The organism is Hymenobacter polaris (assembly GCF_012927305.1).
GTDB lineage: Bacteria > Bacteroidota > Bacteroidia > Cytophagales > Hymenobacteraceae > Hymenobacter > Hymenobacter polaris.
Genome location: NZ_JABBGH010000001.1, coordinates 126,901 through 142,082, shown reverse-complemented (window position 1 = coordinate 142,082; position 15,182 = coordinate 126,901). Strand labels below are relative to the sequence as shown.

Here is a 15,182-nt window from a genome sequence, read left to right as displayed (position 1 = left end):
GCAGCGCAGCATGACGCTTCATTAGCCTTTTGCTGTTTTCCATGAACCCACCCGCCACCCTACCGCAGCACCCCGGCGACGAGCTGGCCACGCCCGTCGGCACCACCCTCGAGCGCTACATCATGCGCAAGCAGGCCGAGTTTCCGTTTGCCACCGGCGAGCTGAGCCAGCTGCTGCGCGACATTGCCCTGGCTAGCAAGATACTGGTGCGCGAAGTGAGCCGGGCCGGCCTCACGGCCATCGCCGCCGCAGTGGGCCCCGAGGGCGAAAGTGCCCCTAGGCACCGCCTGGGCGAGGAAGCCCACATCCGCTTCGTGCGCGCCCTCACCAACGGCCGCGAGTGCTGCGCCGTGCTGAGCGAGGCCAGCGCGGACATCCTCGACACTGGCAACCACACCGGCAAGTACGTAGTGGCCCTAAACCCGCTCAACGGCTCGGTGAGCCTGGATTTCAACGTGAGCACGGGCACCATCTTCAGCATCTACCGGCGCGTGAGCCGCCTGGGGGGGCCGGCGCGGGCCGAGGATTTCCGGCAGGGCGGGCGGGCGCAGGTGGCGGCGGGCTACATCCTCTACGGCAGCAGCACCATGCTGGTGTACACCACCGGGCACGGCGTGGCGGGCTTCACCTACGAGCCCAGCCTAGGGGAGTATTTTCTCTCGCACCCGCAGCTGCACATTCCGGTCACCGGTCGCGTATTCTCCTGCAACGAGGGTAATTGGTTTGATTTCCCGGAGTTTGCGCGCACCTTTCTCACGCGCTGCAAGGAGCGTCGCTACACGGCCCGCTACGTGGGCTCGCTGGCGGCCGACTACCACCGCACCCTTTTCACGGGCGGCATCTACCTCTACCCGCCCACCGCCGAGTGGCCCACCGGCAAGTCGCGCCTGCTCTACGAGTGCTACCCTATTGCCTTCGTGACCGAGCAGGCGGGCGGCGTGGCTACCACCGGCGCGGCCGACGTGCTCGACGTGCCCCCCACCGCCGACCTGCACCAGCGCGTGCCCCTGTTCGCGGGCTCTTCGGAGCTGGTGCGCGAGCTGCAGGCCGTGGCAGCAGCGTAGCGAACTGATGCGTAGTGCGCCCTTACTACCCTAGCACCTAACTCCTTGAAAACGAGTTATTCTTTCGACTTGCAAACCGGCCTAGGCGTCGTATCGCCGGCCGAGCGGCGGTAGGCTTGCCTGCGCCATTACCCTCCCCACGGTTCCCTCCCACCCCATGCGCCCCGTCCTGCCCCCGCTACTGCTCGCTCTCGCTGCTATTGTTCCGGCCGCCGCTCAGCTGCCCGCGTTTCCAGGGGCGGAAGGGGCGGGCAAGTACACCAGCGGCGGGCGCGGCACCCCGGCCCGGCCCACAACGGTGCTGGAAGTAACCTCGCTGGCCGACGACAACACGCCCGGCACCTTGCGCTACGCGCTGGAGCAGCCAGCCAAAGCAGTAGGGCCGCGCACGGTTGTCTTTCGGGTGGCCGGCACCATCCACCTGGCGCAGCCGCTTACCGTGCCGGCCAATACCACCGTGGCGGGGCAGTCGGCCCCCGGCCAGGGCATTTGCCTGGCCGACCAGCCCGTGCGCCTGAAGGGCAACAACATCATCGTGCGCTTCATTCGGGTGCGAATGGGCGACCGGTTTCAAAATAAGGGGAAAGTGGATGAAGCGGGAAGCGACGACGCGCTGGGCGGCACCCGCAACCACCGCCTGGTGCTCGACCACTGCTCACTAAGCTGGAGTACCGACGAGGTGTGCTCGGTGTATGCCGGCGACAGCGTGAGCGTGCAGTGGTGCCTGCTAAGCGAGCCGCTTAACTACTCCTACCACTTCGAAACCGGCGACCAGGACTTTGAGCAGCACGGCTTCGGGGGCATCTGGGGCGGGCGGCACGCCTCATTCCATCACAACCTGCTGGCGCACTGCAAGGGCCGCAACCCGCGCTTCGACGGCTCGCGCAACTTGGAGCCGCGCGCAGCCGGCCAGGAAAACGTGGACTTCGTGAACAACGTCATCTACGACTGGGGCGCCTACAGCACCAATGGCGGCGAGGGCGGCAACTACAACCTGGTGGGCAACTACTACAAGCCCGGTCCCAGCACCGAAAGCGGCAGCAGCGCCGGCGTACCCATCCGGGCCATGATCATGACGCCCTTCCGCAAGCTGCCGCTGCTGCCCTACCCCCACCTCTACCTGGCTGGCAACTACGTGGATGGGGCGCCCGCCACTACCAAATACAACTGGCTGGGCATTGCGCCCCACGAGGGCACCCGCGCCGACACGGCCGGCCTAGGCCGGCGCGCCCGCTTTAACCTGCCCCTCGTGCCCACCCAGCCCGCCCAGGAGGCGTACGAGCTGGTACTGACGCAAGTAGGCTGCACCCTGCCCGCCCGCGACGCGCTCGACCAGCGCGTGGTGCAGGATGTGCGCCGCCGCACCGGCCGCCTCATCGACGTGCAGGGCAACCACCCCCACGGTACCGCCTACGCCGCCACGGCCGCCGCCTGGCCCGACCTAGGCGCCGGCCCCGCCCCGGCCCCCGACACCGACCACGACGGCATGCCCGATGCCTGGGAGCGGCAGCACCACCTCAACCCTGCCGACCCCGCCGACCGCGCCGCCCCGGCCCCCGACGGCTACCCCTGGCTGGAAAGCTACCTCAACAGCGTGGCCGCGCCGACGAGCGGCAAGTAGAGTGGGTCGTCATACTCAAATAAGAACGTCAGGCTGAGCTTACCGAAATCTGACGTTCTGTTTTAAGTCCTTTATGCGCCTCAAAACTGCCCTATTTTCCCTGCTGGCCCTGGTTGCCACCGCGGCCCGCCCCCCGGCCGCCCCGCCCATCACGGTGTACCTGGTGGGCGACTCCACCATGTCCATCAAGGAGCCGAAGGCGTACCCGGAAACCGGCTGGGGCATGCCGTTCGCGGGGTTTTTCGACGAAACCGTGCGCGTGGACAACCGGGCCAAGAACGGTCGCAGCACCCGCAGCTTCGTGGAGGAAAGCCGCTGGCAGCCGGTGGCTGAGGCGCTACGCGAGGGCGACTACGTGCTCATTCAGTTCGGCCACAACGACGAGGTGCCCACCAAGAAAACCTACACCCCGCCCGCCGAGTACCAGGCGCTGCTGCGCCGCTTCGTGGCCGAAACCCGCGCCCACCGCGCCACGCCGGTGCTGCTCACGCCGGTGGCGCGGCGCAAGTTCGACGCCGCCGGACAGGTGCAGGAAACCCACGCCGACTACGCTGAGCTGGTGCGCCAGGTGGCCCGCGAGCAGCAAGTACCCCTGCTCGACCTCGACCACGACAGCCAGCTGCTGCTCCAGCAGCTCGGCCCCGAAACCTCCAAGTTGCTGTTTAACTACCTAGCCCCCGGCGAGCACCCCAACTACCCCGATGGCAAGCAGGACGACACGCACTTCAACGAGCTGGGCGCCCGCCGCGTGGCCGAACTAGTGCTGGCCGAGCTGCGTGCCCAGCACCTGCCGCTGGCTGGGCGCACGGTGCAGCGTCAGGCCGCTGCTACCGTTGACCCCCAGGCACGCTAACCTTTCCAGCCATGCGAATCCTGCGCCTGCTACCGCTGCTGGCTATGCTGCTAGCCGCCGCCCCGGCCGTACCGCCGCCCTTGCACCTCTACCTCATCGGCGACTCTACGATGGCCGATAAGGTGGCGGGCGCGTTTCCGGAAACGGGCTGGGGCATGCCGCTACGCACTTTTTTCGACAGCACGGTGGTAGTAGACAACCGGGCTAAAAACGGGCGTAGCACCCGCACTTTCCTGGCCGAAAACCGCTGGCAGCCCATCGTGGACGCCCTGCAACCAGGCGACTACGTGCTCATTCAGTTCGGCCACAACGACGAGGCTACCCAGTACCCCGACCGCTACACCCCGCCCGCCGACTACCGCCGCAACCTGGCGCGCTTCGTGGCCGAGGCACTGGCCCGGCACGCGCAGCCAGTGCTGCTCACGCCCATCACCCGGCGCAAGTTCGACGCGGCCGGCCGGGTGCCCGAAACCCACGCCGCCTACTCGGCGGCCACCCGCGCGGTAGCCGCCGAGTACCACGTGCCGCTGCTCGACCTGGACGAGCAGAGCCGGCGGCTGCTGGAGCAGTTCGGCCCCGAAACCTCCAAGCTGCTGTTTCTGGACCTAGGCCCCGGCGAGCACCCCAACTACCCCTACGGCCGCCACGACAACACCCATTTTTCGGAGCTGGGCGCCCGCAAGATGGCCGAGCTGGCTGTGCGAGCCATGCAGGCGCAGCACCTGCCGCTGGCCGGGCACCTAGCCCGGCCGCTGCCCAAAAACGCCGTGCCGCCCCCGGCCGGCCCCGATGCCCAACCCACTAAATAGGAAGCCGAACTTCCTTCCAAGACCGGCTATTTTTCCTTTGCCAACCAGCGCGGATACTCCTTGGTGAGTAGCTGCTCGGGCCAGGTGCCCACGTAGGCGTAGCCCACGCGGCGCTCATTCTCGATGTCGGCCAGGTGGGCTCGCTTCACCCCGTCGCGGCCCACGTAAAAGGGCTGGTTGGTGGTTAGGTCGTAGAAGCGCGCCCACAGCCGGTGGCCGGGCTGGGGCACCAGCAGGTGGTCGCGGCCGCTGGGCTGGCGCGGGTCGGTTACTTCCTGCAGGGCCAAGTTAGGCATTTGCACGTCGTTTAGCCACGCCACGGCGGCCTCTATGGCCTGGCGCACCGCGGGCGTGGGCTGCTCCAGGCTGAGCAAGAACGCCACGATGCCCACGGTTTCGTCGCCGCTGAGCGAGGGTAGCTCAAAGGCGCGGGCGGCGCAGGGCAGCAGGGTGCGGCGGTCGTGCTGGGCGCACCAGGCCGTGAGGCGGCCGCGCTGCCGGTACTGCGTGGCCAGGATACACTGCACGCCCCGTCCTACGGCCAAGCGGGCGGGCTCGGCTAGGGCGGCGTCGAGCAGGGCGTAGTCGCCCTGGCGGGCGGCCACGGCTTGCAGCACGCGCAGGGCGTTCACCATCGCGTTGTCGTTGTAGGTAATCTGGGCGCGGTAGAGGCTGCTGTCGGGGTAGTATTGCGGGAAGCCGCCGCTGGGCTGCTGCATGCGCAGCAGGTAGCGCACGCCGCGCTCGGCGGCGCGCTGGTAGGCGCCGTTGTGGGTGCGGGCGGCGGCAGTTACCAGGTAGCGGATTTCGCGGGTAGTGGCGTTGTTGTCGATGGTGGCGTCGGGGCGGCCGGCGTCGGCCAGGGTAGCGGCGCGCAAGGCGGGCGGCAGCGGGGCGGCGTAGTCCACCTTGTGCTCGTGCACCGCCTTGGGCCAGCCGCCCACGCTGCGCTGATACACCAGCATCTTCTCGGCGGTGCTGTCGGCCGCGGCCGCTAGGGTGGGGGTGGGCGCGTCGGGGGCGTGCGCGCCCGTTAGCGGGTTCCAGCGGTGGTCGAAGGCCCAGACGGGCGTAATGTCTTGGGGGCGAGGAGCCCCGGGGGCGCTGGCCAGGTTGTCTTGCAGCCAGGAGTAGTCGCCGCCCCGGCGGTGGCAGCCAGCGTAGTACACGCGCCGGCCCCAGCGCTTGGCGCCCGTGCCCGAGGCGGCTTGGTAGATGTCGGCATCGGCCATGTTGCGCCCGAAGCGGCAGTCTACCAGGTAAAACTGCGCCTCGCGGTGGTAGCGGCCCAGCTTAAAGCCGGGGTCGCCCTCGAAACGGCAGTTGCGCAGCACGGTTTTGGCCTGCTCGCTGCCCGAGCCGTCGTGCCAGATGGCGGCGCTGGTGTTATGGCACACAAAGCGGCAGTTTTCGGCGTAGGCCCAGCCGCGGGGGCAGTAGAAGTCCACCCCGCCTTCCATTGTACAGTCCTGGAAGTAGTACTGGCCGGCGTCCACGTCCCAGGGGCTTACCGTGTCGCCGCCCAGCGCCCGGAACGTACAGTGCCGCACCACCAGGCGCACGGTGCCGGGCATGGTTCGCAGGGCCATCTGGTGGCCGGTGGCGCTCACGGTTTTGGGCTGCCCTCCGTCGGCGGCGCAGGGTACGGCCACGGGCGGCTGCCTCTGGTGCTCAAAGCCGTAGGTATTGAGTACCGTGAGGTTTTCCAGCGTCACGTCGGGGCAGTTGCGCAGGTTGAGGGTCGCCACGCCCCAGTCGTCGTGGTTGGCGGCCGGGTCGCAGTGCCAGAGGTCGCGGGCCTGGCTGCACGTCAGCACCACGCCCCGCTCGCTTTGCCCGCGCAGCACGACGTTGCTTTTGCCATCCAGGTACACCTTTTCGCGGTAGGTGCCGTTGCGAATGTACACCACGCGGGGCTGCGGGGCCGTGGCCGGCAGGCTGTTGAGCGCCGCCTGGATGGTGTTGAAGTCGCCGGTGCCGTCGGCCGCTACCGTAAGCGGGCGCTGGGCGGGCTGCAGCAGCCAAAGCAGCAAGAAAAGCAACGGGCTCATAGAGGGTGGGAAGCGGAGACGGGCGCTAAAAATCCAACCGAAACCAGTGGGGCCAAGCGGCCAGGCTATTTATTTCCGCGCAAACGATGCCGGCAACGATGCCACTGGCCCGGCCCGGCGGGTAGTGACCGGGGCGGCGTTACTTGCAGCCTCACCCATGCTGCCGCCTGCGATGCGCACTCTATTGCTGACCCTGGCCCTGCTGGCGGCCGGGGCCGCGGTCCCGGCCCTAGCCCAGGCGCCGGCCGCCGACACTTCCTTTACCCTGCACAGCGCCCTGCGTAGCGCCCGCAAGCAGCATCCCGGCGTGCAGCTGGCCCAGCCCGCCGCGCCGGCCGGCATCCGCAGCCGCTACGGCCGGCCCTACTGCCGGGTGGGCCAGCAGGTGCTGCACCTCGACGTGTTTGCGCCCCGCGCCCGGCCGCCCCGCGCGGGTTACCCGGCCGTGCTGGTAGTGCACGGCGGCGGCTGGCGCTCGGGCCGCCCCAGCCAGCACTGGCCGCTGGCCCGGCAGCTGGCCGCCCAGGGCTTCGTGGTGGCCACTGCCGAGTACCGCCTCTCGGGCCAGGCTCCCTACCCGGCCGCCCTGCTCGACCTGCGGGCCGCCCTACGCTACCTGCGCGCCCACGCCCGCCGCCTGCGCCTCGATACCACCCGCGTGGCGGCCTGGGGCTTCTCGGCGGGTGGCCAGCTGGCCGCCTTGCTGGCCACTACCGGCGCTGGCAGCGCCCCCGCTCCTGACCTCGCCTGCTGGCCCCACCACAGCAGCGCTGTGCAAGCGCTCGTAGACGTCGATGGTATCCTGGCGTTTACGCATCCTGAGTCGGGCGAGGGCGACGACAGCCGGGGCCCTTCGGCAGCTACCATTTGGCTAGGGGCACCCCGCGCCGCCCAGCCGGCACAGTGGCAGCAGGCCGGCGCCCTTAGTCACGTATCGGCCGCCGCGCCGCCCACGCTGTTCCTCAATAGCGGGGTGGCCCGCATGCACGCCGGGCGCGACGACTTCACGCGGCAGCTCGACGCCTACGGCATCTACCACGAAGCCCACACCTTCGCCGACGCGCCGCACGTGTTCCCGCTGCTCGAGCCCTGGTTTCCGGCGGTACTCGACTATACGGTAGCTTTTCTGCGCCGCGTGCTGCCGGCCCCCGCCCGGTAGCCAGCAGCCACGCGGTGTAGCCGGCGCGGGTGCGCCCGTGGTCGCCGGCTCTCTATTGTTAACAGGCAAACCACGGTAGCTGCGAAGGGTGCGGTAGGCGGACGTGGTGAACACCGTAGAAAACGCCGGCCCGCCAAGCAGCGAGCGGGCTGGTAGTAGAAAAGCAACCTCCGCGAGCTGCGCAACGTGGTGGAGCGCCTAGTCATGACGAGTGAGCGACGCCGTGCTTGAGGAAGCTGACGCAAAAGCGTTTGCGGGTATGTATTACTACTGCTACTTGCTACAGCAGCTTATAAATGAATTCTTCAATCTCTGCTTGTCGTGCATTTGCAAAGCCTTTGTCGGTGCCAATTTTTACAAAGCCACATCTCTCTAATATTTTCTGCGACCCTAAATTATCGAACGCCACTCTCCCTATAAGAGGTCTTGTGCTTTCGATGGTCAGAAAGGTTTTAAGCGCAGCAGTAGCAATACCATTTCCCCAGTATTTTCTATCAATCCAATACGTAATTTCAGCATCACCGCCTAACACAAATTTTGCAATGCTTCCCACGATACTATCACCAAGTAAAATCGTTTGCGTGTTGGTAGTGGGGTCTTTTAAGATTTTGGCGAATTTCTCCAGATATGCCTCCTTATCCGCAGGATTCTTCGGAGTAAAAGCGGCTAAATGAATAGCCGCTTTATCAAGCTGAAACTGGAATAAAGCGGCTAAATCAGCATATTCGGTTTGCCTAAGTCTCAAGGGAAATTGTTCTATTGCGCCCATTCTGCTCAAAATAGTTACTTATCCGTTGCGGAAGTTATCGCCGCTTTCAGGCTACGTTACCAGCCTTCGTAAACTCACCGCAAGCCGGGGACTTGCGCTACCAGGTATATATCAACACCACGCCGCCTACGCCGCCAGCTGGCTGCACCCCCTGATGTCCGAGTTATCCAGCCGGCCCAGCACCTCAAACGAGCCGTCGGGGTGGCGGCGAGCTAGGTCGCGGGTTTCGATAAAGGCGCAGGAGTCCACGTTGGCCAGGTCGATGACGTTAATGGCGCCGTCGGGGCGCGTAGCGTCTATCGAAAATGGGTCGGCGGGGTCGCGCAGCAGCACCTGCAGCTGGGGCGGGCAGTAGAAGCGGCCCGCGCCGGGTGAGTAGGCCTGCGAGAGCAGCTCGGTCATGCCGTACTCGGAGTGGATGGGCGCGGGGCCAAATACCTGGTGCAGCTCGGCGTGCAACTCCTCGCGTATCATCTCGCGGCGGCGGCCCTTCATACCGCCGGTTTCGAGCACCGTGAGGCCTTGCAGCTCGGGCGCGGCGCCTACCTCGGCGGCCAGGTCGAGCAGGGCGAAGGTGACACCAAACAGCATAACGCGGCGGCCGGGCTGGCGCTTGGCCTCGCCTAGGGCCCGCAGCAGCCCTAGGTGGTCGCGCAGAAAAAAGGCCTCCTGGCGCTGGCCCGAGCGCTGCGCAAAATCGGCCACCATGGCCACCAGCGACGACTCGCCCTGCTCGAGGTACGAGGGCAGCAGGGCCAGGAAAATCCAGGAATCGAGCGGGCCGTAGGCGGCCTCGAAGATGGCGGCCGCGTTGGCCCGGTACAGGGCCGGGTCGCGCACGAGGTGGCGGCTGCGCTGCTGCAGGGTGGTGCCGCTGCTGCGAAATACCTCCTGGGCTTCCCACGCGCCGGGGTCGGTGCGCACGGCGTGGGTTTTAAAAAACTCGATGGGCAGGAACGGGATGTCGGCCACTTGGCGCACGGCCGCGGGGTCGCGGCCCAAGGCGGCCAGGTAGGCGGCGTAGGGCGGGCAGTGCTGGGCCTGGTACTGAAACAAGGCCAGGGCCCGCGCCTCGAAACTGGGGGCGGCCAGCTGGGTAAGGTGCTGGTAGTGGGAGCCTAAAAACTCGGCGCGGAAACTCATAGAAGCAAGGGCTAGTTAAGCGGGCGGGGCCGGCTTACCTTTCGGCAATTCTTACAACAAACCGGCGTCGCCGGGCGTTGGCCCTAGGTACCGGGGGCAGCCACCGGTTGTTTGGGCAGTATACTAGCTTTTTCGCGTATGAAACGTTTTCGACTCTTGCTGGCGGGTACGGTGGGCCTGCTTACCCTAGGCCTGGGTAGCTGCCTGAAAGCCCCCAACTACCCCGTGACGCCCGAAATTTCGGTGGACGATACTTCCGTCGTGCTGCGCCACTACGCCAGCGGCGGCACGCAGCCCATCGACTCGGTGTTCATCACCATCCGCTTTCAGGATGGCGACGGCGACCTAGGTTTGAGTTCGGCCGAAAGCGCCGTGTCGCCCTACGCCTACCCCAGCCGCTTCAACAACAACTACTTCATCGAGCCCTACATCAAGCAGCCCAACGGTACGTTCGTGCCCCTAACCAGCCTGATGCCTGCCCGCACGGTGGCCGGGGCCTACAACAGCCGCTTCGAGCACATTGCCACTACGTCCGAAAACCACAGCGCGCCCATCAAGGGTACGCTCACGCGGGTGTATGCCTTTGCCTATCAGTCGCTTTATAGGCCTGGCGAGGAAGCCCGCTTCCAGATTAGCATCGCCGACCGCGCCCTGCACGAGAGCAATACCGTGATAACCAACAGCGTGGTATTTCCGAAATAACCCAGGCCTTTGCCTGGCAAAGAGGCCCTAGGAACTGGCGCAATGCCGGTCCTGGGGCCTCTTTGCGTGCTGGAAAACCCTAGGGCCTAGTAAATGGCCGGGAACCGGGCCGGCTCCACTTCGCGCAGCATTTCGTAGGCGGTATCAAACACGTCCTCGGCGTTGGGCTTCGAAAAGTAGTCGCCATCCGAGCCGTAGGGCGGGCGGTGGGCCTGGGCCGAAAGGCAGCGCGGGGCCGAGTCGAGCAGCTGGTACGCCTGTTGGTTATCCAGCACTTGCTGCAGCATGTAGGCGGTAGCGCCGCCGGGCACGTCCTCGTCGGCAAAGAGCACGCGGCCGGTTTTGCGCAGGCTGTCGGTAATGAGCTGGTCGGTGTCGAAGGGCAGCAGCGTTTGCACGTCCACGACTTCTACGTCAATACCCACCTCGGCTAGCTGCTGGGCGGCGTCGAGCACGATGCGGCACATGGCGCCGTAGGTTACTATCGTCAGGTCGGTGCCTTCGCGCAGCACCTCGGGCCGGCCCAGGGGCAGGGTAAACTCACCCACGTTGCTGGGCAGCTTTTCCTTGCGGCGGTAGCCGTTCAGGCACTCGATCACGAGCGCCGGCTCGTCGCTGCGCAGCAGCGTGTTGTAGAAGCCCGCCGCCTGGGTCATGTCGCGCGGCACGCACAGGTGCATACCCCGGATGGCACCCAGTATCATCTGGATGGGCGAGCCCGAGTGCCACACGCCCTCCAGGCGGTGCCCGCGGGTGCGCACGATGAGCGGGGCCTTTTGCCCGCCCTTGGTGCGGTACTGCAGGGTGGCCAGGTCGTCGGTAAGGGGCGCCAGCGCATACACCAGATAGTCAAGGTATTGGATTTCGGCGATGGGGCGCAGCCCGCGCAGCGCCAGCCCAATGCCCTGCCCCACAATGGTGCACTCGCGAATGCCGGTATCCGTCACGCGCAGCTCGCCAAACTCGTCCTGCAAGCCCGCAAAGGCCTGGTTCACGTCGCCAATGTGACCCACGTCTTCGCCGAAAGCCAGCACCCTAGGGTCGCGCTCGAAGTTGGCCCGGAAGCAGGCCTGCAGCACCTCGCGGCCGTCTACCGGCGCGGCATCGGCGGCGTACTGCACCGGCACCTCCTCGATGTTGCCCACGGCCTCCTCGCTCTGGCTGAAGAGGTAGGAGTTGTAGTAGTCGGCGCTGTTGGCCAGGCACTCTTCGAGCAGGCGCTGGGCGGCGCGGCGGCCGGCGCTGGGCTTGCGGCCGCGCACCTGGCGCAGCACCCGGCGCAAGGTGCGCACAATGTCGGCCCGGATGGGCGTTACGTTGGTTTGCAGGCTATTTACTAGTGCCGATAGGTCATGCTCGGTGCCGGTTTCGGCCACCAGCTCGGTCAGCACCCGCACGGCCGCGTCGCGCTCCTGCTGAATGGGATGGAAGTAGGCGCCCCAGGCGGTGGTGCGGGCCTGCTTGATGACGGCGGCGGCTTCTTTCTCAATTTGCTTCAGCTCCTCCTCACCCGCAATGGCCTCGGTCAGCAGCCACTCGCGCATCTTCACCAAGCAGTCGTGCTCCTCCTCCCAGCGCAGGCGGTCCTTGGGCTTGTAGCGCTCGTGCGAGCCGCTGGTGCTGTGGCCCTGGGGCTGGGTTACCTCGGTTACGTGCAGCAGCACCGGCACGTGCTGCTCGCGGCACACGGCGGCGGCCCGCTGGTAGGTATCGAGCAGTGCCGGGTAGTCCCAGCCGCGCACCACGTACAGCTCGAAGCCGCTTTCGCCCTCGCCCTCGCGCTGCAAGCCCGCCATCAGGGCCGAGATGCTTTGCTTGGTGGTCTGGTACTCGGCCGGCACCGAGATGCCGTAGTGGTCGTCCCACACGCTCACCAGCATCGGAATTTGCAGCACGCCGGCCGCGTTCAGGGCCTCGAAGAACATGCCCTCCGAAGTGCTGGCGTTGCCGATGGTGCCAAACGCCACCTCGTTGCCTAGGGTCGAGAAGTCGCTGAACTGGTGCAGCTCGGCGTTTTGGCGGTAGAGCTTGCTGGCGTAGGCCAGGCCCACGAGGCGCGGCATTTGGCCGGCGGTGGGCGAGATGTCGGCCGAGGAATTTTTGGTCTGGCTCTGGTTTTTGAACTGCCCATCCTCGTCGAGCAGGCGGGTGGCGAAGTGGCCGTTCATGCAGCGGCCGGCGGTGGCGGGGTCGGCCTCGGCGCTGGGCGTGGCGTAGAGCTGGGCGAAGTACTGCTCCCAGGTCAGCTCGCCGATGGCCACCATAAAAGTTTGGTCGCGGTAGTAGCCGGCGCGGTGGTCGCCGGGCTTAAAGGCGCGGGCCATAGCCAGCTGCGGCAGCTCCTTGCCATCGCCAAAAATACCGAACTTGGCCTTGCCCATAAATACCTCGCGGCGGCCCGCCAGCGAGGCATAGCGGCTTTCCCAGCCCAGGCGATAATCGCGCAGGATATCGGCTTTGGTGAGCGCCAGCAGGGCGGGCGCCTCGGTAGCGGCAAGCAGGGGTACGGACATAGCTACGGGATGAAATGAGGGTGGGTGGGCAAGGATAGCAGGTGGCGCAAAGGTACGAAAACGGCCGGGGCACGGCTTATCTTTAACTTGTAGCGCCAAGCGCCAGCTTGGCAGCGGGCCCGCGCCGAGTGGCTAACTTGTAGTGAGTCGTTCGCCGGCCCCTTTTATTGCATTAACCCGCCAAGCTGGCGCTTGGTGCTACTAGTATGCGCTTCTTTGTTACCCTGCTGCTGAGCTTGCTGGCCCTAGGAGCCCGCGCCCAGGGCGTGCTTTCCTTCGAGAGCACCGACCACGACTTCGGCAAGATTGCGGAGGGCACCCAGGCCACCTACGAGTTTCGGTTCAGGAATACCGGCAACCAGCCTATCGTCATTGCCAGCGCCCAGGCCAGCTGCGGCTGCACCACCCCCGACTGGACCAAGGCCCCCATCCAGCCCGGCCACATGGGCATGGTGAAGGCCGTGTACAACAGCGCCGGCCGGCCCGGGGTATTTGCCAAGAGCGTGACCGTGATGAGCAACGCCACCGAGGGCAGCAAGGTGCTCAGCCTCAAGGGCACCGTGCTCACGGCCGACGAGTACCGCGCCACCCTCACGCCGGCCGCCCTGGCCGCCTCGCCCCGCCTGGTGCTGGAGCGCCCCGCCTACGACTTCGGCCGTATCGAGGCTGGGCAGTCGCCGGTGGCCCGCATCGGCATCAAAAACACCGGCCCCAAAGACCTGGTGCTCACCACCGTTACCTCGGGCTGCTACTGCGTGGGCTACCGCCAAGCGCCGGCCCCCATCAAGCCCGGCCAGAGCGCCGTGGTGGAGCTAGTGTACAGCAACCGCCAACTCGGCGCCCGCACCGACGAGGTGAAGCTGGCCAGCAACGACCTGCACGGCGACGCCAAGCTGACGCTGAAAGCCGACGTGGTGAAGGACCTGGTGGCCCCCAGCCTGGTGAAGGAAGCCAGCGCCTCGGTGCCGTTTAAGTAGCCCTAGGGTGCTGGTCTTGCTGCAAGCCGTGCGGGCGGTGCTACCCCACCCGAGCCCGGCCCTGGAGGCGGCCCTAGGGGCTAGCGTGCGGCGCGAGGAGCTGCCTGCCCGGCACCTGCTGCTGCAGCCAGGGCAGGTGGCCCGCCAACTGCACTTTGTGGAGCGCGGGCTGGTGCGCGGCTACGCCCTGCACGCCGGCCAGGAGGTCTCGTCGTGGTTTATGCAGGAGGGCGACTTTGTAATTTCCATCGTCAGCTTCTTCACCCAGCAGCCCGCCACCGAGTATCTGGAGCTGCTGGAGCCCAGCGTGCTGCACACCATCAGCCACGCCCAGCTGCAGGCGCTGTACCACGCGTTTCCGGAGTTCAACCTGGTGGGCCGGGTGCTCACCGAGCGCTACTACGTGCAAAGCGAGCAGCGCGCCTACCAGCTGCGCACGCTGCCGGCCGCGGCGCGCTACGCCCAGCTGGTGCAGCAGGCGCCCAGCCTGGTGCAGCGTGTGCCGCTCAAGCACCTGGCCTCGCACCTGGGCATTGCGCCCGAAACCCTGAGCCGGCTGCGGGCCCGGCGGGAGGCCTAGGGTCGAAATTGACATTTATCAAGTGGCCAGCGGTGGGCAGCGCGGAGATTTGCCTCCGCGACCTACCTACTAAATTATCGACTGACTTTCAGCGGTGTACTAGTGGGCCAGGGCGTTTACCTAACCCCCTTTTCCCACATGAAAAAGCTGTTATTTGTGCTGCTAATGCTGCGCTTGCCTGCCGCTGCGGTTCCACCCTGCCCGGCCCTGCTGCAGCACTTTGTTCTGGACCTACTCGACAAGCAGGTACCCGACTCAGTACTAATTAGCCGCTACATGTGTCCCAGCTTGCTATTGCGGCGCGGCGACCCACAAGCAATGAAAGGCCAGGCTTTACTCCACAGCTTTCGGCTTGAGCATCAAAAGCAGTGGTCGCTAGATTCGCTTAGATTTAAAGCAATTAGTCGGGCTCGCATCCGACCTAGTCGGCAGTCTCTCCACCCTACTTTTCATATGCTTGGCGGCGAAGAAAACGCTTACGTGGTACAGCTTAAAGGCCAGCCTGACTTGTACCTACTGGTCAAGGACCAACAGATAAATTCTTTTCTCCTGATAAACCAGGGTGGCGAAGCCTATTTTCTAGATTTCTGTCATTAATGTGGCAGGCCCTAGGCGCGGCAGGGTTTTTTTACTGTACCAGGCACCTCACGCTAAGTCGGTATTTATCTCCTCATCGTCCTCGTCCCAATCTTCGTCGGCATACCAGCCCCGCCAGCCGATGGGCGCTGGGTAGCGCTGCTGATATAGCTGCTGCGCTTGCGGGCTCAGCGTATCCCACCAGTCGCCAAACTTATAGCGATAATCTTCACCGATACCCATGCGCCAACCGATAGCGTAGCGCGGTATCTCTGGAAACTCGAGCCACAGTGGTAGCAGTGCATGTTGCAGTTCGTCTTCGGCTTGCAGGGACATAAAAGCAAATTACTGATTTGCAAGGCTAA

Annotated in this window: 14 protein-coding genes; 9 read left to right on the top strand and 5 right to left on the bottom strand. The window is 65.7% G+C overall.

From position 1 onward, the window contains the following. Positions 1-41 precede the first annotated feature (41 nt). From fbp to HHL22_RS00595, 4 genes are all read left to right on the top strand, one after another. Entirely contained in the window at positions 42-1,064 is a 1,023-nt protein-coding gene (gene fbp, locus HHL22_RS00610) for a class 1 fructose-bisphosphatase (protein WP_169529044.1), read from the top strand. Between the two features lie 157 nt (positions 1,065-1,221). After that, positions 1,222-2,685 (top strand): pectate lyase family protein, encoded by a 1,464-nt coding sequence (locus HHL22_RS00605; protein WP_195809208.1) that lies wholly within the window; start codon positions 1,222-1,224, stop codon positions 2,683-2,685. Positions 2,686-2,758: 73 nt separating this feature from the next. Then, on the top strand, positions 2,759-3,538 hold the full coding sequence (locus tag HHL22_RS00600) for a rhamnogalacturonan acetylesterase (RefSeq protein ID WP_169529043.1): 780 nt from the start codon (positions 2,759-2,761) through the stop codon (positions 3,536-3,538). Positions 3,539-3,549: 11 nt separating this feature from the next. Next, entirely contained in the window at positions 3,550-4,347 is a 798-nt protein-coding gene (locus HHL22_RS00595) for a rhamnogalacturonan acetylesterase (protein WP_169529042.1), read from the top strand. Between the two features lie 26 nt (positions 4,348-4,373). Here the strand turns inward: HHL22_RS00595 and pelA are convergent, their stop codons facing one another. Continuing rightward, complete coding sequence (pelA, locus tag HHL22_RS23690; RefSeq protein WP_206680670.1) at positions 4,374-6,398, bottom strand: pectate lyase; 2,025 nt, start codon at positions 6,396-6,398, stop codon at positions 4,374-4,376. A 172-nt stretch (positions 6,399-6,570) separates the two neighbouring features. Between pelA and HHL22_RS00580 the strand changes: the two genes are divergently transcribed. After that, positions 6,571-7,557, top strand: coding sequence for an alpha/beta hydrolase (locus HHL22_RS00580; RefSeq protein WP_169529041.1), 987 nt, complete (start codon positions 6,571-6,573; stop codon positions 7,555-7,557). 280 nt (positions 7,558-7,837) lie between these two features. On the opposite strand, the gene HHL22_RS00575 is transcribed toward HHL22_RS00580, so the two are convergent. Beyond that, entirely contained in the window at positions 7,838-8,326 is a 489-nt protein-coding gene (locus tag HHL22_RS00575) for a GNAT family N-acetyltransferase (RefSeq protein WP_169529040.1), read from the bottom strand. 126 nt (positions 8,327-8,452) lie between these two features. Continuing rightward, the gene (locus HHL22_RS00570) at positions 8,453-9,469 is read right to left on the bottom strand and encodes an acyl-CoA synthetase family protein (RefSeq protein WP_169529039.1); all 1,017 of its coding nucleotides are present in this window, start codon (positions 9,467-9,469) and stop codon (positions 8,453-8,455) included. Positions 9,470-9,607: 138 nt separating this feature from the next. Between HHL22_RS00570 and HHL22_RS00565 the strand changes: the two genes are divergently transcribed. Next, entirely contained in the window at positions 9,608-10,171 is a 564-nt protein-coding gene (locus HHL22_RS00565) for a hypothetical protein (RefSeq protein WP_169529038.1), read from the top strand. An 86-nt stretch (positions 10,172-10,257) separates the two neighbouring features. Here the strand turns inward: HHL22_RS00565 and HHL22_RS00560 are convergent, their stop codons facing one another. Beyond that, on the bottom strand, positions 10,258-12,684 hold the full coding sequence (locus HHL22_RS00560) for an alpha-ketoacid dehydrogenase subunit alpha/beta (RefSeq protein ID WP_169529037.1): 2,427 nt from the start codon (positions 12,682-12,684) through the stop codon (positions 10,258-10,260). A gap of 206 nt (positions 12,685-12,890) precedes the next feature. On the opposite strand from HHL22_RS00560, the gene HHL22_RS00555 reads away from it, so the two are divergent. From HHL22_RS00555 to HHL22_RS00545, 3 genes are all read left to right on the top strand, one after another. Continuing rightward, the gene (locus tag HHL22_RS00555; RefSeq protein WP_169529036.1) at positions 12,891-13,661 is read left to right on the top strand and encodes a DUF1573 domain-containing protein; all 771 of its coding nucleotides are present in this window, start codon (positions 12,891-12,893) and stop codon (positions 13,659-13,661) included. Between the two features lie 7 nt (positions 13,662-13,668). Continuing rightward, a complete protein-coding gene (locus HHL22_RS00550) occupies positions 13,669-14,241 on the top strand; it encodes a Crp/Fnr family transcriptional regulator (protein ID WP_169529035.1) in 573 nt (190 codons plus the stop codon). Positions 14,242-14,379: 138 nt separating this feature from the next. Continuing rightward, a complete protein-coding gene (locus HHL22_RS00545) occupies positions 14,380-14,838 on the top strand; it encodes a hypothetical protein (RefSeq protein ID WP_169529034.1) in 459 nt (152 codons plus the stop codon). A 48-nt stretch (positions 14,839-14,886) separates the two neighbouring features. Here HHL22_RS00545 and HHL22_RS00540 read toward each other — a convergent pair whose 3' ends face one another. Continuing rightward, positions 14,887-15,153 carry a hypothetical protein gene (locus HHL22_RS00540; RefSeq protein ID WP_169529033.1) on the bottom strand — a complete coding sequence of 89 codons (267 nt, stop codon included), beginning with the start codon at positions 15,151-15,153 and terminating at the stop codon, positions 14,887-14,889. Between the last annotated feature and the right edge of the window lie 29 nt (positions 15,154-15,182).

Bases quoted from the DNA above. Each gene is read 5' to 3' on its own strand.
- HHL22_RS00580 (WP_169529041.1), top strand. From the start codon at position 6,571: ATGCGCACTCTATTGCTGACCCTGGCCCTGCTGGCGGCCGGGGCCGCG.
- HHL22_RS00575 (WP_169529040.1), bottom strand. From the start codon at position 8,326: ATGGGCGCAATAGAACAATTTCCCTTGAGACTTAGGCAAACCGAATAT.
- HHL22_RS00555 (WP_169529036.1), top strand. From the start codon at position 12,891: ATGCGCTTCTTTGTTACCCTGCTGCTGAGCTTGCTGGCCCTAGGAGCC.
- HHL22_RS00570 (WP_169529039.1), bottom strand. From the start codon at position 9,469: ATGAGTTTCCGCGCCGAGTTTTTAGGCTCCCACTACCAGCACCTTACC.
- HHL22_RS00545 (WP_169529034.1), top strand. From the start codon at position 14,380: ATGAAAAAGCTGTTATTTGTGCTGCTAATGCTGCGCTTGCCTGCCGCT.
- HHL22_RS00595 (WP_169529042.1), top strand. From the start codon at position 3,550: ATGCGAATCCTGCGCCTGCTACCGCTGCTGGCTATGCTGCTAGCCGCC.
- HHL22_RS00605 (WP_195809208.1), top strand. From the start codon at position 1,222: ATGCGCCCCGTCCTGCCCCCGCTACTGCTCGCTCTCGCTGCTATTGTT.
- pelA (WP_206680670.1), bottom strand. From the start codon at position 6,398: ATGAGCCCGTTGCTTTTCTTGCTGCTTTGGCTGCTGCAGCCCGCCCAG.
- HHL22_RS00565 (WP_169529038.1), top strand. From the start codon at position 9,608: ATGAAACGTTTTCGACTCTTGCTGGCGGGTACGGTGGGCCTGCTTACC.
- fbp (WP_169529044.1), top strand. From the start codon at position 42: ATGAACCCACCCGCCACCCTACCGCAGCACCCCGGCGACGAGCTGGCC.
- HHL22_RS00600 (WP_169529043.1), top strand. From the start codon at position 2,759: ATGCGCCTCAAAACTGCCCTATTTTCCCTGCTGGCCCTGGTTGCCACC.
- HHL22_RS00560 (WP_169529037.1), bottom strand. From the start codon at position 12,684: ATGTCCGTACCCCTGCTTGCCGCTACCGAGGCGCCCGCCCTGCTGGCG.
- HHL22_RS00540 (WP_169529033.1), bottom strand. From the start codon at position 15,153: ATGTCCCTGCAAGCCGAAGACGAACTGCAACATGCACTGCTACCACTG.